The sequence below is a fragment of the Pseudomonas lalkuanensis genome, assembly GCF_008807375.1.
In the GTDB taxonomy this organism is placed as follows: domain Bacteria; phylum Pseudomonadota; class Gammaproteobacteria; order Pseudomonadales; family Pseudomonadaceae; genus Metapseudomonas; species Metapseudomonas lalkuanensis.
Window position 1 is genome coordinate 4,529,373 of record NZ_CP043311.1, and the last position, 15,078, is coordinate 4,544,450.

Genomic DNA, 15,078 nt, shown 5'->3' on the forward strand with positions numbered 1-15,078 from the left:
GCGCGAGTCCCCCCGCCCATCTGGAGAGGGGCGGGGCGGGCCGCGTTCGGATGAAGGCTGCGTCAGCAGGCACGAAGGTTTTTGGATAAGCAGAGCAGCCTCAGACTCCCACCTGGCGCACCGGGGTATGAGTGCGCTGGGCCGTTTCCCAATTGGCCGCCAGCCCCACGGGCATCTCCTCGGGTGCCAGGGTCCTGCGGCCACGCACCAGGTCCGAGGCGCGTTCGGCGAGCATGATGGTAGGCGCGTTGAGGTTGCCGTTGGGTTCGGTGGGAAAGACCGACGAGTCGATCACCCGCAACCCCTGGATGCCCCGCACACGCAGCTCGGAATCCACCACCGCCATATCGTCTTCACCCATGCGGCAGGAGCCGCAGGGATGCATGGTGCTTTCCATGTTGGCGCGCACGAAGGCGTCGATTTCCTCATCGGTCTGCACCTGGGGACCGGGTGCCAGTTCCTCGCCACGGAAACGGTCCATGGCTGGCTGGCCGATGATCTCGCGGGTCAGGCGCACGCAGCGACGGAAGCCCTCGCGGTCCTCCTCGCTCTCCAGGTAGTTGAAGCGGATCTCCGGGTGCTGGTACGGGTCAGCCGACAGTGCACGGACATGCCCCCGGCTCTTCGGCTTGTTGGGGCCGGTCAGCACCATGAAGCCATGGCCCTTGAACGGCTTGTCGCCGTCATAGCGCATCGCCGCCGGCAGGAAGTGGAACTGGATGTCCGGCCAGCGCAGCCCCTTCTCGGAACGAATGAAACCACCCGCCTCGAAGTGGTTGCTGGCGCCCAGGCCATCCTTGAACAGCAGCCAGCGCAAGCCGATCAGCGCCTTGCCCCACAGGCTCATCTTGCCATTCAGGGTGACGGGCTCCTTGCAGGCGTACTGGATGTAGATCTCGGAGTGGTCCTGGAGGTTTTCTCCCACGCCCGGCAGGTCGTGACGGACCTCGATGCCGGCCTTCTTCAGGACCGCCGCCGGGCCGATGCCGGAACGCTGCAGCAGGTGCGGCGAGCCGATGGGGCCAGAGGACACCAGTACTTCGCGATTGCAATGCACGACATGGGTCTGGCCGCCCTGGTCGTATTCCACGCCCACGGCGCGCTTGCCATCGAGGATGATGCGGCGCGTCATCGCATGGGTGACCACCGTCAGGTTGGGGCGCTCCATGGCCGGGCGCAGGTAGGCGTTGGCCGTGGACCAGCGCACGCCGTCCTTTACCGTCATGTGCATGGCGCCGAAACCTTCCTGCATGTAGCCGTTGCAGTCGTCAGTCTTGATGTAGCCGGCCTCGGCGCCGGCCTCCACCCAGGCGCCGTAGAGCGGGTTCTGCATGTTGTTGCCGTTGTTGGTGGAAAGCGGGCCAGCGCCACCGCGATAGTCGTCACCACCGAACTTGTAGTTCTCCGCGCGCTTGAAGTACGGCAGGCAGTTCCGGTAGCCCCAGTTCTTCGCGCCCAGGCTTTCCCACTCGTCGAAGTCGTAGGCATGGCCACGGATGTAGACCAGGCCGTTGATCGAGGACGAACCGCCCAGCACCTTGCCGCGCGGGCAGTGCAGGCGGCGGCCATCCAGGTGCGGCTCGGCCACGGTCTCGTAGCGCCAGTTGTACTTCCTGGTGTTCATCGGGATGGAGAAGGCGCTGGGCATCTGGATCAGCACACTGCGGTCGCTGCCGCCGAATTCCAGGACCAGCACGGATGTGCCGGCATCTTCGGTCAGGCGGTTGGCCAGGACGCAGCCGGCGGAACCGGCGCCGATGATGATGTAGTCGTATCGCTTATTCATTGCTGTAGCCCTTTGCGGTGAGGCCCAGGGCCTCGGCGTTGCATTCGTTGCGCTTTGGGTAGGCGCCCCAGCCCATGCGGGTGGCCAGCACGCGGGTCAGCCCGTAGTGGACCAGCCCGGCCAGCAGGCAGGACGGCAGGGAGGCGGTGGCGAAGGTGAAGAACGTGGTGTTGGCCAGGGTCTGCGGGTTGAACACCACCACGTAGATGGCGAAGCCGGCGACCAACGCGACCACGGCGGCCGGGTTGAAGCCGTGCCAGAAATGGAATGGCGCGTTCGCTCCGTGGGCGTACAGGTGGCGCAGGTTCAGGCGCTGGCGGCGCAGGAAGAAGTAGTCGGCGATGCCGATGCCTGCCAGGGCGCTGTTCAGGGCCGAGGTCCACACCAGGAAGATGAAGAAGCCGTCGTAGATACCCGGCGCGAACAGCACGATCAATCCCGGCGCGACGCAGAACAGCACCACCAGCCATTCCCAGCTGAACCCCCGCAGCTTCTGCCCCGCCAGTTGGCGCAGGCCGACGATGGAGGTGTAGAGGATGTTCACCATGCTGGTGACGTTGGCGAAGGCCACGAAGCCCAGGGCGATGACGCCGAAGGTCAGGCCGCCGATCCGGGTCATCCACACCGTGGGATCGCTGTCACCCAGCGCGGCAGCGGCCAGCAGGCCCACCACTTCACCGAGGGCGGCGGCGCCGAAGATGCCGATGAGGTTCGGCCAGTAGGAGGTCCGTTGGTTCTTCGAGAGGCGAGCCAGGTTGCCTACATAGGGCCACCAGGAGAAGCCCGCGGCCATGTTCACCTCGACGGCGATCATGAAGTTGACGCGTTTGTCATCGAAGGGCGCATCCAGCGCTGGCATCGCCATCAGTTCGGAGAAGGAATGCTCGCTGAGGATCATGTAGAACATCACACCCATGATCACCACCAGGGCCGGCGCCACGATGGTGTTGAACACCTTGATCGAGGTGGGCCCCTTGGCGACCACGAAGCCGGTCAGCACCACGGCGAAGAAGCCTGATGCCAGTACCAGCCAGCCATTGGCATCGGTCTTGTGCTCCGAAACCAGGGCGCTGAGGCCGTCGATGGAGCGGCCGAACATCAGGCCCAACACGGCCAGCCAACCCATGGTGAGGAACACCACCGCCAGCACGTAGACCATCCGGCTGCCGTTACCGCCGAACATGCTGCGCAGGAAGGTGAACTGCTCGGTGCCGTACTTGCCGCAAGGTACGCAGGTGGCGAAGGTCGTCAGCAACACCCCGAGGATGTTACCGATGACGATGGCGGCGATGCCCTGCATCGGCCCGACGAACAGGGCCGTGGCACCACCGATGAGGAAGGCCCAGGTGGCGATGGCCAGGGCGGAGTTGGCGTAGGTGAATTCCCAGAAGCCCCACATGCGTTCCGAGGGGAGGAGCGGCGTATCGCCCCGCTCTGCTTCAAGGCTGTGATTGACGGGTTCGTGTTTGGTCATGGCTCAGTACCCCCAGAGGTAGAAGCCGACGACCAGGACCAGCGTCATCAGGATGGTTGCGATGTAGTCGACGGCGTTCAACGCCCCCGGCCACTCCTTGCTTTCTTCGAGCTGTTCATAGACGCGTATGCGCCTTTCCAGCTCTTGCGCACGCTCGATATCGGGTTGGCTGTTCATCTGGGCATCACCTCTAAGGGTTCTTGTTCTTGAAATTCGATGCATCCCGGCCAATCAGGCCGCCGCCCGAAGGCGACGGCGCGCTTCCGCCCAGCTCCTCAGGGCAGTGTGATCCACACCGCCTTGGTTTCCAGCAGGTAATCCAGCTGTTCCGACCCAAGGTCCTTGCCGTAGCCCGACTGCTTGTAGCCGCCGAAGGGCATGGAAGGATCGAGGGTGCTATGGGCATTGACGTAGACGGTGCCCGCACGCAGGCGCGGGATCAGGCTGTGGACCCGCCCGAGGTCGTTGGAATAGAGCGCCGCTGCCAGGCCGAAGGGCGAATCGTTGGCCAGGGCCAGCGCTTCTTCTTCATCGTCGAAGGGCGCGGTCACCAGCACCGGGCCGAAGATTTCCTCCTGGACGACGCGCATGTCATTGCGGCAGTTGGCGAAGACGGTCGGCTGGACGAAGAAGCCGGGGCCTTCGACGGGCTGGCCGCCGCAGTAAAGCTCCGCGCCTTCGGCCTTGCCGGTCTCGATGTACTCCAGCACGCGCTGTTGTTGCTGGCGCGACACCATCGGGCTGATGAAGCAGTCAGGGTCCAGGCCGGGGGCGATCTTCAGTGTCGCGGTGTAGGCCGCCAGCTCCCGCAGGAACTCGGCGTAGACACTGCGATGGACATAGGCACGGGTACCGGCATCGCAGACCTGGCCGGAGTTGAAGAACACACCGTTGGCCACCGCCTGGGCTGCGGCCTTGATGTCGGCATCGGCGAAGACGATCACCGGGGATTTGCCGCCCAGCTCCAGCGTCAGGCGCTTCATCTGGTCCATGGCCGCCTTGCCAACGGAGCAGCCCACCGGAGTCGATCCGGTAAAGCTCAGCTTGTCGATGCCCGGATGGCTGGACATGGCCGAGCCGACCACGCTGCCGCGCCCGGTGACGATGTTCACCACGCCATCGGGAATGCCCGCCTCCTGCACCAGTTCGGCAAAACGCAGGGCCGACAGGGAGGTCAGCTCCGCTGGTTTCACGACTACTGTGCAGCCCACCGCAAGCGCGGCGCCGAGCTTCCAGGCCATGGTCTGCAGCGGGAAGTTCCAGGGCACGATCACGCCCACCACGCCGACCGGCTCCTTGCGGGTATAGGCCAGGTAGTTGCCGGGCAGCGACGGCTCCACGGTGCGCCCGTGGATCTTGCTGGCCCAGCCGGCGAAATAGCGGAAGGTGTCGATGGTGCCCTGGATATCCACAACCCGCGCCTGGGCGACCGACTTGCCCATGTCGATGGATTCGATCTCCGCCAGCTCATCGGCATTGGCTTCGATCAGGTCGGCCAGGCGATGCAGCAGGCGCTCGCGCTCCAGGGGCTTGAGCTGGCTCCAGGCACCGCCGTCGAACTGCGCGCGGGCAGCCTGGACCGCGCGGTCGAGGTCGTCCGCAGTACCCATGGGAATGCGGGTGAGCACGCCGCCGGTGGACGGCTCGATCACCTCGGCGTTGTCAGCCGATTCCAGCCAGGCACCGCCAACGAACATGTTCTGCGCCTTGCCGAGGAAACGCTGGGTCGCCTCGGATACACCGAATTTCTGCAGATAGTCTTTAACCTTGATGTCCACTCTCTGTTCCTCCTGGCCTGTCAGCGGTTGCGGGCACGTTCGTGGAAGATGAAGCCGATGCTGTTCATCAGCAGTTGCGCCGCGAGGATCGAGGTGGCGCCAGTGGGGTCGTAGGCCGGTGCAACTTCCACCAGGTCCATGCCGACGACCCGGCCCTGGCTGCGCTTGGCCAGCGCCTGGATGATTTCCAGCACTTCGTAGTAGAGGAAGCCGCCGTGGCTGGGCGTGCCGGTACCGGGGGCGATGGACGGGTCGAAACCGTCGATGTCGATGGTGATGTAGTAGTCCAGGCCTTCCGGAATCTTCGCCATGACGCCTTCGGTGCCCAGGCGGCGCACGTCGCGCACCGACAGGATCTGCGAACCGGCGGCGCGGGCCGCGTCGTAGTCATCGCGGTTGGAGGAGGACACGTTGCGGATACCCATCTGGGTCATGCCGACGATGTGGTCCAGCTCGGAGGCGCGGCGCAGCGGGTTGCCGTGGCCGTAGCGCACACCGTGGCGCTCATCGACGAAGTCCAGGTGAGCATCGAAATGCACGATATGGATGGGCGCGTGGCCCTCGAAGGCCTTGATCACCGGGGCATGGATCGAGTGGTCGCCACCCAGCACCACCGGCATGGCACCGGATTGGAGGATCTTGCGTACGGCGAATTCGATGTTGTCATTACTGGAGGCCATGTCGGTGTGGACGATGTCCGCATCGCCGACATCCACCATGCGCACCTGGTCTTCGGTCAGGTAGAGGGCATCGTCTTCGTGGTCGTAGGCGCCGGAATGGCCGAAGGAGAAGAGCGTGGAGGCTTCGCGAATGCTGCGCGGTCCGAAGCGTGCCCCGGAGCGCCATTGGGTGCCCATGTCATTGGGAGCGCCGAGCACGGCCACGTCCGCGTTGATGGCATCCCAATCGGTGCAGATCGGGGACTTGGCAAACGTACAGTGACCTACGAAAGGCAGGTTCAACCGCCCGGATTCATAAGCATTCTTCGACATAGTCGCACGCCTCGCTTTTTTGTTTTCAGTGGTCGGCGAACCGGCTTCGAATTCGCCGTTGCAGCGAATATGTGCGCAGATTTATTTTGTAAAAATGCAAAACATCAGATGCTCATATCGCAAGTAACGATGTAATTCGTCGAGCGGGAGGCCCACGTGATCCAGTTGCATGATGTCGACCTGAAGCTGCTTCGGGTCTTCGCCACGATCGTCAAATGCGGGGGGTTTTCCGCTGCCCAGGCGGCCCTCAATGCCGGTCAGTCCACCATCAGCGAACAGATGAGCCACCTGGAGACCCGCCTCGGGGTCAAGCTCTGCCAGCGCGGCCGCAGCGGCTTTCGACTGACCGAGCAGGGCGTGGCGATCCACGAGGCGACCCAGCGCCTGCTTTCGGCGGTGGAGACCTTCTGCATGGACGCCGACGTGCTCAAGCAGCGCATCAGCGGCAAGCTCAACCTCGGCATCATCGACAGCACGCTCACCGATCGCGCCTCTCCCCTGCCCCGCGCCACCCAGCGCTTCGTCTCCCGTGGGCACGACGTTCACCTCAGCGTCTACGTCGGCACCCCGGCGGAACTGGAAGAGCGGGTGCTGGACAACCGGCTGCACCTGGCCATCGGTCACTTTCCCGCGAGAATTCCCGGCCTCGACTACTCACCGCTGTACCAGGAGGCGCTGGGCCTGTACTGCGGGCGTCACCACCCGCTGTTCGCCAGCAACCTGACCGGGCAGGCACTGCACGAGGCCATTGCCGCAAGCCGTATCGCGGTACGCGGCTACATGCAGCAGTACGACCTCGATGTGCTCGGCGTGAGCAAGGCGGCGGCCACTGTGGATAACATCGAGGCCCTGGCGATACTGGTCATTTCGGGTGCTTACATCGGCCTGCTTCCGGCGCATGTCGCCGAACAGTGGGTCAGCACCCGCGAGATGCGCCACCTGCCCATCTTCCGGGACCAACTGGAATCGCAGTTCGACGTGATCACCCGTCGCGGCGCGGCACCACCGATCCTCAGCGCCTTCCTCGAAGACCTGACCGCCTGCTCCGGCGGTCTGACCAAGGGCTGACCAGCCAGCAGGCGAATTCCCCATGCGCATACACGTCACCTTCATCGACCGCGTCGGCATCACCCAGGAAGTCCTGGCCTTGCTCGGCGGTCGCAACCTCAACCTGGAAGCGGTGGAGATGATTCCGCCGAACGTCTACATCGACGCCCCCAGCCTCGGTCCGGAGGTGCTGGAAGAACTGCGCGAAGCCTTGCATGGAGTGCGGGGCGTGCAGGCGGTGACAGTGGTCGACATCCTCCCCGGCCAGCGTCGCCGCCTGCAGCTCGACGCCCTCCTCGCCGCCGTCAGCGACCCGGTGCTGGCGGTGGACGCCAGCGGCCACGTGCTACTGGCCAATCCTTCGCTGGTCGGCCTCTACGGCCGCGACCCGACGGGCGAGCCCCTGTCGAGCCTGTTCGATGATCCCGGCCTGGCGCAGACCCTGATCGAGCGGAGCTTCCGCCTGCCCATGTGCGAAGTGACCTTCAAGGGCCTGGCCCTGCTGCTGGACGCCACCCCCATCACGGGCGGCGCGGACGCCGGGGCACAGGACCTGGCCGGCAGCCTGCTGACCCTCTACCCGCCGAGCCGCATCGGCTCGCGCCTGGCCTCCCTGCGCCCGGAAAGCGGCGAAGGCCTGGAGACCCTGCTGGGCAAGTCGGCGCCCCTCAAGCAGCTCAAGGCACGCCTGCACAAGGTCGCTCGGCTGGATGCGCACCTGCTGATTCGCGGCGAAACCGGCACCGGCAAAGAGCTGGTGGCCCGCGCCTGCCACGCCCTGAGCGATCGCAAGGATGCGCCCTTCCTCGCACTGAACTGCGCGGCATTGCCTGAGAGCCTGGCCGAAAGCGAACTCTTCGGTTACTCGGCCGGCGCCTTCACCGGCGCCCAGCGTGGCGGCAAACCGGGCCTGCTGGAGCTGGCCGACGGCGGCACGGTATTCCTCGACGAAGTCGGCGAGATGTCGCCCTACCTGCAGGCCAAGCTGCTGCGCTTTCTCAGCGACGGCTGCTTCCGCCGGGTGGGCGGGGACCGGGAAGTCCATGTGAATGTCCGCGTGCTCGGCGCCACCCACAGGCACCTGGAACGCATGGTCAGCGAGGGCAGTTTCCGCGAGGACCTGTTCTATCGTCTCAACGTACTCAACCTCGACGTGCCGCCCCTGCGCGAGCGCGGCCAGGACATCCTCCTGCTCGCCGAGCACTTCCTCGACCAGGCCTGCGCGCAGATCCAGCGCGCACCGTGCCACCTGGCCCCGGCCACCTACCCGCTGCTGCTGGGCAATCGCTGGTCGGGCAACGTGCGCCAGTTGCAGAACGTGATCTTCCGCGCCGCCGCCATCAGCGAAGGCGACCTGATCGACTGCGACAGCCTGGAACTTGCCGGCACGGCCCTCGGCGCTCCCCAGGCCGACCCCATGGAAGTCACCAGCCTGGAAGACGCCGTGCAGGGCTTCGAGAGGAACCTGCTGCAGCAACTCTTCGCCGCCTACCCCTCCACCCGGCAGTTGGCGGCCAGGCTGAATACTTCCCACACCGCCATCGGGCAGCGGCTGCGCAAGTACGGTATTTCCCGATAGGGACAGCGCTTTTGTGGGAGCGAATTCATTCGCGAATGAATTCGCTCCCACACTGCCTCCCCGTGATTCTTTTCCGACGGTTCGATTCCATTCCACTGGAGCGATTTCGCTCCAATCTCCTTCAGAACCCCGGCTTCCGGGCCTTTCCTCATTCAGAGCAGCTGAAAGACTCTTCCCGTGGTGGAGCGATATCGCTCCACAGAAAGAGCCTGGCCGGCGCTTAAAATCATTCAAGTCATTGAAATTAAGACTTTTAAAGAATTGGCATCCTACTTGCTCTTGTTCCACCAGCCGAGCCAAACGCTCGGAACCCAACCTGATAACAAGAGGAACATCCATGACCATCCTGCGTTTCACTCCCGAGCACGAATGGCTGCGTATCGAAGCAACCGGTGAAGTCACCGTCGGCATCACCAGCTTTGCCCAGGAAGCCCTCGGCGACGTGGTGTTCGTCCAGTTGCCCGACGCGGGCCGCTTCGAGCAGGGCGAAGAAGTCGCCGTGCTGGAATCGGTGAAGGCCGCCAGCAACATCACCATGCCGCTCACCGGTGAGGTTCTGGAAGTGAACCAGGCCCTGGCCGACAGCCCCGAACTGGTCAACGAGGCCCCCATGGGTGACGGCTGGTTTTTCCGCATCCGCCCGGACAACCCCGAAGCCCTCGGCAGCCTGATGGACCAGGCCGCCTATGACCGCTTCCTCGCCGACCACGCCTGACCGGAGAAGCCGCCATGAGCCTCGCCCAATTCCCCCTGGACACGCGCAACGAGTTCGTCCCGCGCCACATCGGTCCACGTGAGGCCGACACCGACGCCATGCTGGATCTGCTCGGCTTCGACAGCCTGGACGCGATGACCGCCAGCGTGGTGCCCGACAGCATCAAGGGCACCAGCGTGCTCGACCTGCCCGCCGGCCAGGGCGAGGCCGAAGCCCTCGCCGCGATCAAGGCCATCGCCGCGAAGAACCAGCTGTTCAAGAGCTACATCGGCCAGGGCTACTACCCCTGCCACACCCCCAGCCCGATCCTGCGCAACCTGCTGGAAAACCCGGCCTGGTACACCGCCTACACCCCCTACCAGCCGGAAATCTCCCAGGGCCGCCTGGAAGCGCTGCTGAACTTCCAGACCCTGGTCAGCGACCTCTCCGGCCTGCCGGTGGCCAACGCCTCCCTGCTCGACGAAGGCACCGCCGCCGCCGAAGCCATGACCTTCTGCAAGCGCCTGGCGAAGAACAAGGCCAGCCAGGCCTTCTTCGCCTCGCAGCACTGCCACCCGCAGACCCTCGACGTGCTGCGCACCCGCGCCGAGCCGCTGGGCATCGAGGTGGTGATCGGCGACGAGCGTGAGCTGAGCGACGCCAGCGCCTACTTCGGCGCCCTGCTGCAGTACCCCGCCGCCAACGGCGATGTCTTCGACTACCGCGCGCTGGTGGAGCGCTTCCACGCCGCCGGCGCCCTGGTCGCGGTCGCCGCCGACCTGCTGGCCCTGACCCTGCTGACCCCGCCCGGCGAGTTCGGCGCCGACGTCGCCCTCGGCAGCGCCCAGCGCTTCGGCGTGCCGCTCGGCTTCGGCGGCCCGCACGCGGCCTACTTCGCCACCCGCGACAGCTTCAAGCGCGACATGCCCGGCCGCCTGGTCGGCGTCTCCGTCGACCGCCATGGCCAGCCGGCCCTGCGCCTGGCCATGCAGACCCGCGAGCAGCACATCCGCCGCGAGAAGGCCACCAGCAACATCTGCACCGCGCAGGTGCTGCTGGCCAACATCGCCAGCATGTACGCCGTCTACCACGGCCCGCAGGGCCTGACCCGCATCGCCAACCGCGTGCACCAGCTGACCGCGATCCTCGCCGAAGGCCTGAGCCAGCTCGGCGTGACCGTCGAGCAGGCGCACTTCTTCGACACCCTGACCCTGGCCACCGGCGCCCGCACCCTTGATCTGCACGCCGCGGCCCGCGCCCAGCGCCTCAACCTGCGCGAAGTGGATGCTGTCCGCCTCGGCCTGTCGCTGGACGAAACCACCACCCAGGCCGACGTCGAGCAGCTCTGGGCGCTGTTCGCCGACGGCCAGGCCCTGCCGGCCTTCGCCGACCTGGCCGCCACCGTCGCCAGCCGCCTGCCGGCCGCCCTGCTGCGCCAGAGCGCGATCCTCGCCCACCCGGTGTTCAACCGCTACCACTCGGAAACCGAGCTGATGCGCTACCTGCGCAAGCTCGCCGACAAGGACCTGGCGCTGGACCGCAGCATGATCCCGCTGGGCTCCTGCACCATGAAGCTGAACGCCGCCAGCGAGATGATCCCGGTGACCTGGGCCGAGTTCGGCGCCCTGCACCCCTTCGCCCCCACCGAACAGTCCCAGGGCTACCAGGAACTGACCACCGAGCTGGAAGCCATGCTGTGTAAGGCCACCGGCTATGACGCCGTGTCCCTGCAGCCCAACGCCGGCTCCCAGGGCGAATACGCCGGCCTGCTGGCGATCCGCGCCTACCACCTGAGCCGCGGCGACGACCAGCGCGACATCTGCCTGATCCCGCAATCGGCCCACGGCACCAACCCGGCCACCGCCGCCATGGTCGGCATGCGCGTGGTGGTGACCGCCTGCGACGCCCGCGGCAACGTCGACATCGCCGACCTCAAGGCAAAGGCCGAGGAGCACAAGGAGCGCCTCGCCGCGCTGATGATCACCTACCCGTCCACCCACGGCGTGTTCGAGGAAGGCATCCGCGAGATCTGCGAGATCATCCACACCAACGGCGGCCAGGTGTACATCGACGGCGCCAACATGAACGCCATGGTCGGCCTCTGCGCCCCGGGCCAGTTCGGTGGCGACGTGTCCCACCTGAACCTGCACAAGACCTTCTGCATCCCCCACGGCGGCGGCGGTCCGGGCGTCGGCCCGATCGGCGTGAAGGCCCACCTGGCGCCCTTCCTGCCCGGCCACGCGCACCTGGCCCGCCAGGACGGCGCGGTCAGCGCGGCGCCCTTCGGCAGCGCCAGCATCCTGCCGATCACCTGGATGTACATCCGCATGATGGGCGGCGACGGCCTGCGCCGCGCCACCCAGCTGGCGATCCTCAACGCCAACTACATCGCCCGCCGCCTGGAGGAGCACTACCCGGTGCTCTACACCGGCAGCAACGGCCTGGTGGCCCACGAGTGCATCCTCGACCTGCGCCCGCTCAAGGAGACCAGCGGCATCAGCGTCGACGACGTCGCCAAGCGCCTGATCGACTACGGCTTCCACGCCCCGACCATGAGCTTCCCGGTGCCCGGCACGCTGATGATCGAGCCCACCGAGAGCGAGTCGAAGGAAGAGCTGGACCGCTTCTGCGACGCCATGATCCGCATCCGCGAGGAAATCCGCGCGGTGGAGGCCGGTGAGCTGGACAAGGACGACAACCCGCTGAAGAACGCCCCGCACACCGCCCACGAGCTGGTCGGCGAGTGGACCCACCGCTACAGCCGCGAACTCGCCGTGTACCCCACCGCCAGCCTGGTGGACGGCAAGTACTGGCCGCCGGTGGGCCGCGTGGACAACGTCTACGGCGACCGCAACCTGGTCTGCGCCTGCCCGTCCATCGAGGCCTATCAGGACGCCTGATCCAGCCCGCCACCAGTGGGAATCATCACCTGTGGGAGCGAATTCATTCGCGAATGAATTCGCTCCCACAGTCAGCCCGAACAAGAAGGAAACCGACCATGTTCCACAAGAGCCTGACCCTCTCCGACTTCGACCCCACCCTGTTCGACGCCATCCGCCGCGAGGCCCAGCGCCAGGAAGACCATATCGAGCTGATCGCCTCGGAGAACTACACCAGCCCGCAGGTGATGCAGGCCCAGGGCAGCGAGCTGACCAACAAGTACGCCGAAGGCTATCCGGGCAAGCGCTACTACGGTGGCTGCGAGTTCGTCGACAAGGTCGAGCAGCTGGCCATCGACCGCGCCAAGCAGCTGTTCGGCGCCGACTACGCCAACGTCCAGCCGCACTCCGGTTCCCAGGCCAACAGCGCCGTCTACCTGGCCCTGCTGAACGCCGGTGACACCATCCTCGGCATGAGCCTGGCCCACGGCGGCCACCTGACCCACGGCGCCAAAGTGTCGTCCTCCGGCAAGCTGTACAACGCGGTGCAATACGGCATCGATGGCAATGGCCTGATCGACTACGACGAAGTCGAGCGCCTAGCCGTCGAACACAAGCCGAAGATGATCGTCGCCGGCTTCTCCGCCTACTCCAAGACCCTCGACTTCCCGCGCTTCCGTGCCATCGCCGACAAGGTGGGGGCGCTGCTGTTCGTCGACATGGCCCACGTCGCCGGCCTGGTCGCCGCTGGCCTGTACCCGAACCCGCTGCCCTACGCCGATGTGGTGACCACCACCACCCACAAGACCCTGCGCGGTCCCCGTGGCGGCCTGATCCTGGCGCGCAAGAATGACGAGATCGAGAAACGGCTGAATTCCGCCGTCTTCCCCGGTGCCCAGGGTGGCCCGCTGATGCACGTGATCGCCGCCAAGGCCGTATGCTTCAAGGAAGCGCTGGAACCCGGCTTCAAGGAGTACCAGGCCCAGGTGATCAAGAATGCCCAGGCCATGGCCAGGGTATTCGTCGAGCGCGGCTACGACGTGGTCTCCGGCGGCACCGACAACCACCTGTTCCTGGTCAGCCTGATCCGCCAGGGCATCACCGGCAAGGATGCCGATGCCGCCCTCGGCCGCGCCCACATCACCGTGAACAAGAACGCCGTGCCGAACGACCCGCAGTCGCCCTTCGTGACCTCGGGCCTGCGCATCGGTACCCCGGCGGTGACCACCCGTGGCTTCGAGGAGCCGGAGTGCCGCGCGCTCGCGAGCTGGATCTGCGACATCCTCGACCACCTCGGCGATGCCGATGTCGAGGCCCAGGTGGCGCGCCAGGTCGCGGCGCTCTGCGCGCGCTTCCCGGTGTACCCGGCCTGATCCCTTTTCCGGGATTCGAAATATGTCGCTCAGCGTTTTCGATCTGTTCAAGGTGGGCATCGGCCCCTCCAGCTCCCACACCGTGGGACCGATGCGCGCTGCCGCGCGTTTCGCCGAGGGACTGAAACGGGACCACCTGCTGGAGCGGGTGGCCAGCATCCGGGCGGAGCTTTACGGCTCCCTCGGCGCCACCGGCAAGGGTCACGGCAGTGACAAGGCCGTGCTGCTCGGATTGGAAGGCGAACACCCGGACCTGGTGGACACCAGCACGGTAGAACTTCGCCTGGCGACCATTCGGGAAATCGGGTCCATCAACCTGCTGGGGGAGCGGCCGATCCCCTTCGTGGAGAAGGAGCACCTGGCGCTGATCAGGAAGCCGCTCCCCTACCACCCCAACGGCATGATCTTCCGCGCCTTCGACGACGCCGGCATCCAGATCCGCTCCCGCGAGTACTACTCGGTGGGCGGCGGCTTCGTGGTGGACGAGGAAGCCGCCGGGCTGGACCGCATCGTCGAAGACCGCACGCCGCTGCCCTACCCGTTCAAGACCGGCAAGGAGATGCTCGCCCAGTGCGCCGCCAGCGGGTTGTCCATCAGCGGCCTGATGCGCGAGAACGAGAAGGCCTGGCGCACCCCGGAGGACACCAGCGCCGGCCTGCTGAAGATCTGGCAGGTGATGCAGGACTGCGTGAAGGCCGGTTGCCGCAAGGAAGGCATCATGCCCGGCGGGCTCAAGGTCAAGCGCCGCGCCGCCGCGCTGTACCGCCAGCTCAGCGAGCAACCGGAGGCCAACCTGCGCGACAGCCTGTCGGTGCTCGACTGGGTCAACCTCTACGCCCTGGCGGTGAACGAGGAAAACGCCACCGGCGGCCGCGTGGTCACCGCGCCCACCAACGGCGCGGCCGGCATCGTCCCGGCGGTGCTGCACTACTACAGCCGCTTCGTGCCCGGCGCCAACGACGACGGCATCGAGCGCTTCCTGCTCACCGCCGCCGCCATCGGCATCCTCTACAAGGAGAACGCCTCCATCTCCGGCGCCGAGGTCGGCTGCCAGGGCGAGGTCGGCGTGGCCTGCTCGATGGCCGCCGGCGCGCTCTGCGAAGTCCTCGGCGGCACCCCGCAGCAGGTGGAGAACGCCGCCGAGATCGGCATGGAGCACAACCTCGGGCTGACCTGCGACCCGGTCGGCGGCCTGGTCCAGGTGCCCTGCATCGAGCGCAACGCCATGGGCTCGGTGAAGGCCATCAACGCCGCGCGCATGGCCCTGCGCGGCGACGGCCAGCACTTCATCTCGCTCGACAAGGTGATCCGCACCATGCGCCAGACCGGTGCCGACATGAAGAGCAAGTACAAGGAAACCGCCCGCGGCGGCCTCGCCGTGAACATCATCGAATGCTGATCAATCGTCCGTAGGGTGCGCCGCGCGCACCACAGACGTTCATCGGTGCGCCTGGCGCACCTTACTGGAGATTCCGC

Annotated in this window: 11 protein-coding genes; 6 read left to right on the forward strand and 5 right to left on the reverse strand. The window is 66.1% G+C overall.

The annotated features are described in order from the left end of the window. Positions 1 to 100: 100 nt before the first annotated feature. The 5 genes from betA to speB all read right to left on the reverse strand — a co-directional run bounded on the left by betA (position 101) and on the right by speB (position 6,030). Entirely contained in the window at positions 101 to 1,786 is a 1,686-nt protein-coding gene (gene betA / locus FXN65_RS20960) for a choline dehydrogenase (protein ID WP_151136012.1), read from the reverse strand. Then, positions 1,779 to 3,260, reverse strand: coding sequence for a purine-cytosine permease family protein (locus FXN65_RS20965; RefSeq protein ID WP_151136014.1), 1,482 nt, complete (start codon positions 3,258 to 3,260; stop codon positions 1,779 to 1,781). The genes betA and FXN65_RS20965 overlap by 8 nt, the downstream gene beginning before the upstream one ends. Positions 3,261 to 3,263: 3 nt before the next feature. Further along, positions 3,264 to 3,437, reverse strand: a complete 174-nt coding sequence (locus FXN65_RS28025; RefSeq protein WP_178119376.1) for a hypothetical protein — start codon at positions 3,435 to 3,437, stop codon at positions 3,264 to 3,266. Positions 3,438 to 3,535: 98 nt separating this feature from the next. Beyond that, entirely contained in the window at positions 3,536 to 5,038 is a 1,503-nt protein-coding gene (locus tag FXN65_RS20970; RefSeq protein ID WP_151136016.1) for an aldehyde dehydrogenase family protein, read from the reverse strand. 20 nt (positions 5,039 to 5,058) lie between these two features. Then, positions 5,059 to 6,030 (reverse strand): agmatinase, encoded by a 972-nt coding sequence (speB, locus tag FXN65_RS20975; protein ID WP_151136018.1) that lies wholly within the window; start codon positions 6,028 to 6,030, stop codon positions 5,059 to 5,061. 156 nt (positions 6,031 to 6,186) lie between these two features. On the opposite strand from speB, the gene FXN65_RS20980 reads away from it, so the two are divergent. The 6 genes from FXN65_RS20980 to FXN65_RS21005 all read left to right on the forward strand — a co-directional run bounded on the left by FXN65_RS20980 (position 6,187) and on the right by FXN65_RS21005 (position 15,001). Continuing rightward, complete coding sequence (locus FXN65_RS20980; protein WP_151136020.1) at positions 6,187 to 7,098, forward strand: LysR family transcriptional regulator; 912 nt, start codon at positions 6,187 to 6,189, stop codon at positions 7,096 to 7,098. A gap of 22 nt (positions 7,099 to 7,120) precedes the next feature. Then, complete coding sequence (locus FXN65_RS20985; RefSeq protein ID WP_151136022.1) at positions 7,121 to 8,656, forward strand: sigma-54-dependent transcriptional regulator; 1,536 nt, start codon at positions 7,121 to 7,123, stop codon at positions 8,654 to 8,656. Positions 8,657 to 8,993: 337 nt separating this feature from the next. Next, positions 8,994 to 9,371 carry a glycine cleavage system protein GcvH gene (gene gcvH / locus FXN65_RS20990; RefSeq protein ID WP_151136024.1) on the forward strand — a complete coding sequence of 126 codons (378 nt, stop codon included), beginning with the start codon at positions 8,994 to 8,996 and terminating at the stop codon, positions 9,369 to 9,371. Between the two features lie 14 nt (positions 9,372 to 9,385). Further along, entirely contained in the window at positions 9,386 to 12,250 is a 2,865-nt protein-coding gene (gcvP, locus tag FXN65_RS20995; protein WP_151136026.1) for an aminomethyl-transferring glycine dehydrogenase, read from the forward strand. Positions 12,251 to 12,348: 98 nt separating this feature from the next. Further along, positions 12,349 to 13,602: a serine hydroxymethyltransferase gene (glyA, locus tag FXN65_RS21000; RefSeq protein WP_151136028.1), complete on the forward strand. Its 1,254-nt coding sequence runs from the start codon at positions 12,349 to 12,351 to the stop codon at positions 13,600 to 13,602. A 22-nt stretch (positions 13,603 to 13,624) separates the two neighbouring features. Next, the gene (locus FXN65_RS21005; protein WP_151136030.1) at positions 13,625 to 15,001 is read left to right on the forward strand and encodes an L-serine ammonia-lyase; all 1,377 of its coding nucleotides are present in this window, start codon (positions 13,625 to 13,627) and stop codon (positions 14,999 to 15,001) included. The last annotated feature ends 77 nt before the right edge of the window (positions 15,002 to 15,078 follow it).

Bases quoted from the DNA above. Each gene is read 5' to 3' on its own strand.
- gcvP (WP_151136026.1), top strand. From the start codon at position 9,386: ATGAGCCTCGCCCAATTCCCCCTGGACACGCGCAACGAGTTCGTCCCG.
- FXN65_RS20985 (WP_151136022.1), top strand. From the start codon at position 7,121: ATGCGCATACACGTCACCTTCATCGACCGCGTCGGCATCACCCAGGAA.
- FXN65_RS20965 (WP_151136014.1), bottom strand. From the start codon at position 3,260: ATGACCAAACACGAACCCGTCAATCACAGCCTTGAAGCAGAGCGGGGC.
- betA (WP_151136012.1), bottom strand. From the start codon at position 1,786: ATGAATAAGCGATACGACTACATCATCATCGGCGCCGGTTCCGCCGGC.
- FXN65_RS28025 (WP_178119376.1), bottom strand. From the start codon at position 3,437: ATGAACAGCCAACCCGATATCGAGCGTGCGCAAGAGCTGGAAAGGCGC.
- gcvH (WP_151136024.1), top strand. From the start codon at position 8,994: ATGACCATCCTGCGTTTCACTCCCGAGCACGAATGGCTGCGTATCGAA.
- FXN65_RS21005 (WP_151136030.1), top strand. From the start codon at position 13,625: ATGTCGCTCAGCGTTTTCGATCTGTTCAAGGTGGGCATCGGCCCCTCC.
- speB (WP_151136018.1), bottom strand. From the start codon at position 6,030: ATGTCGAAGAATGCTTATGAATCCGGGCGGTTGAACCTGCCTTTCGTA.
- glyA (WP_151136028.1), top strand. From the start codon at position 12,349: ATGTTCCACAAGAGCCTGACCCTCTCCGACTTCGACCCCACCCTGTTC.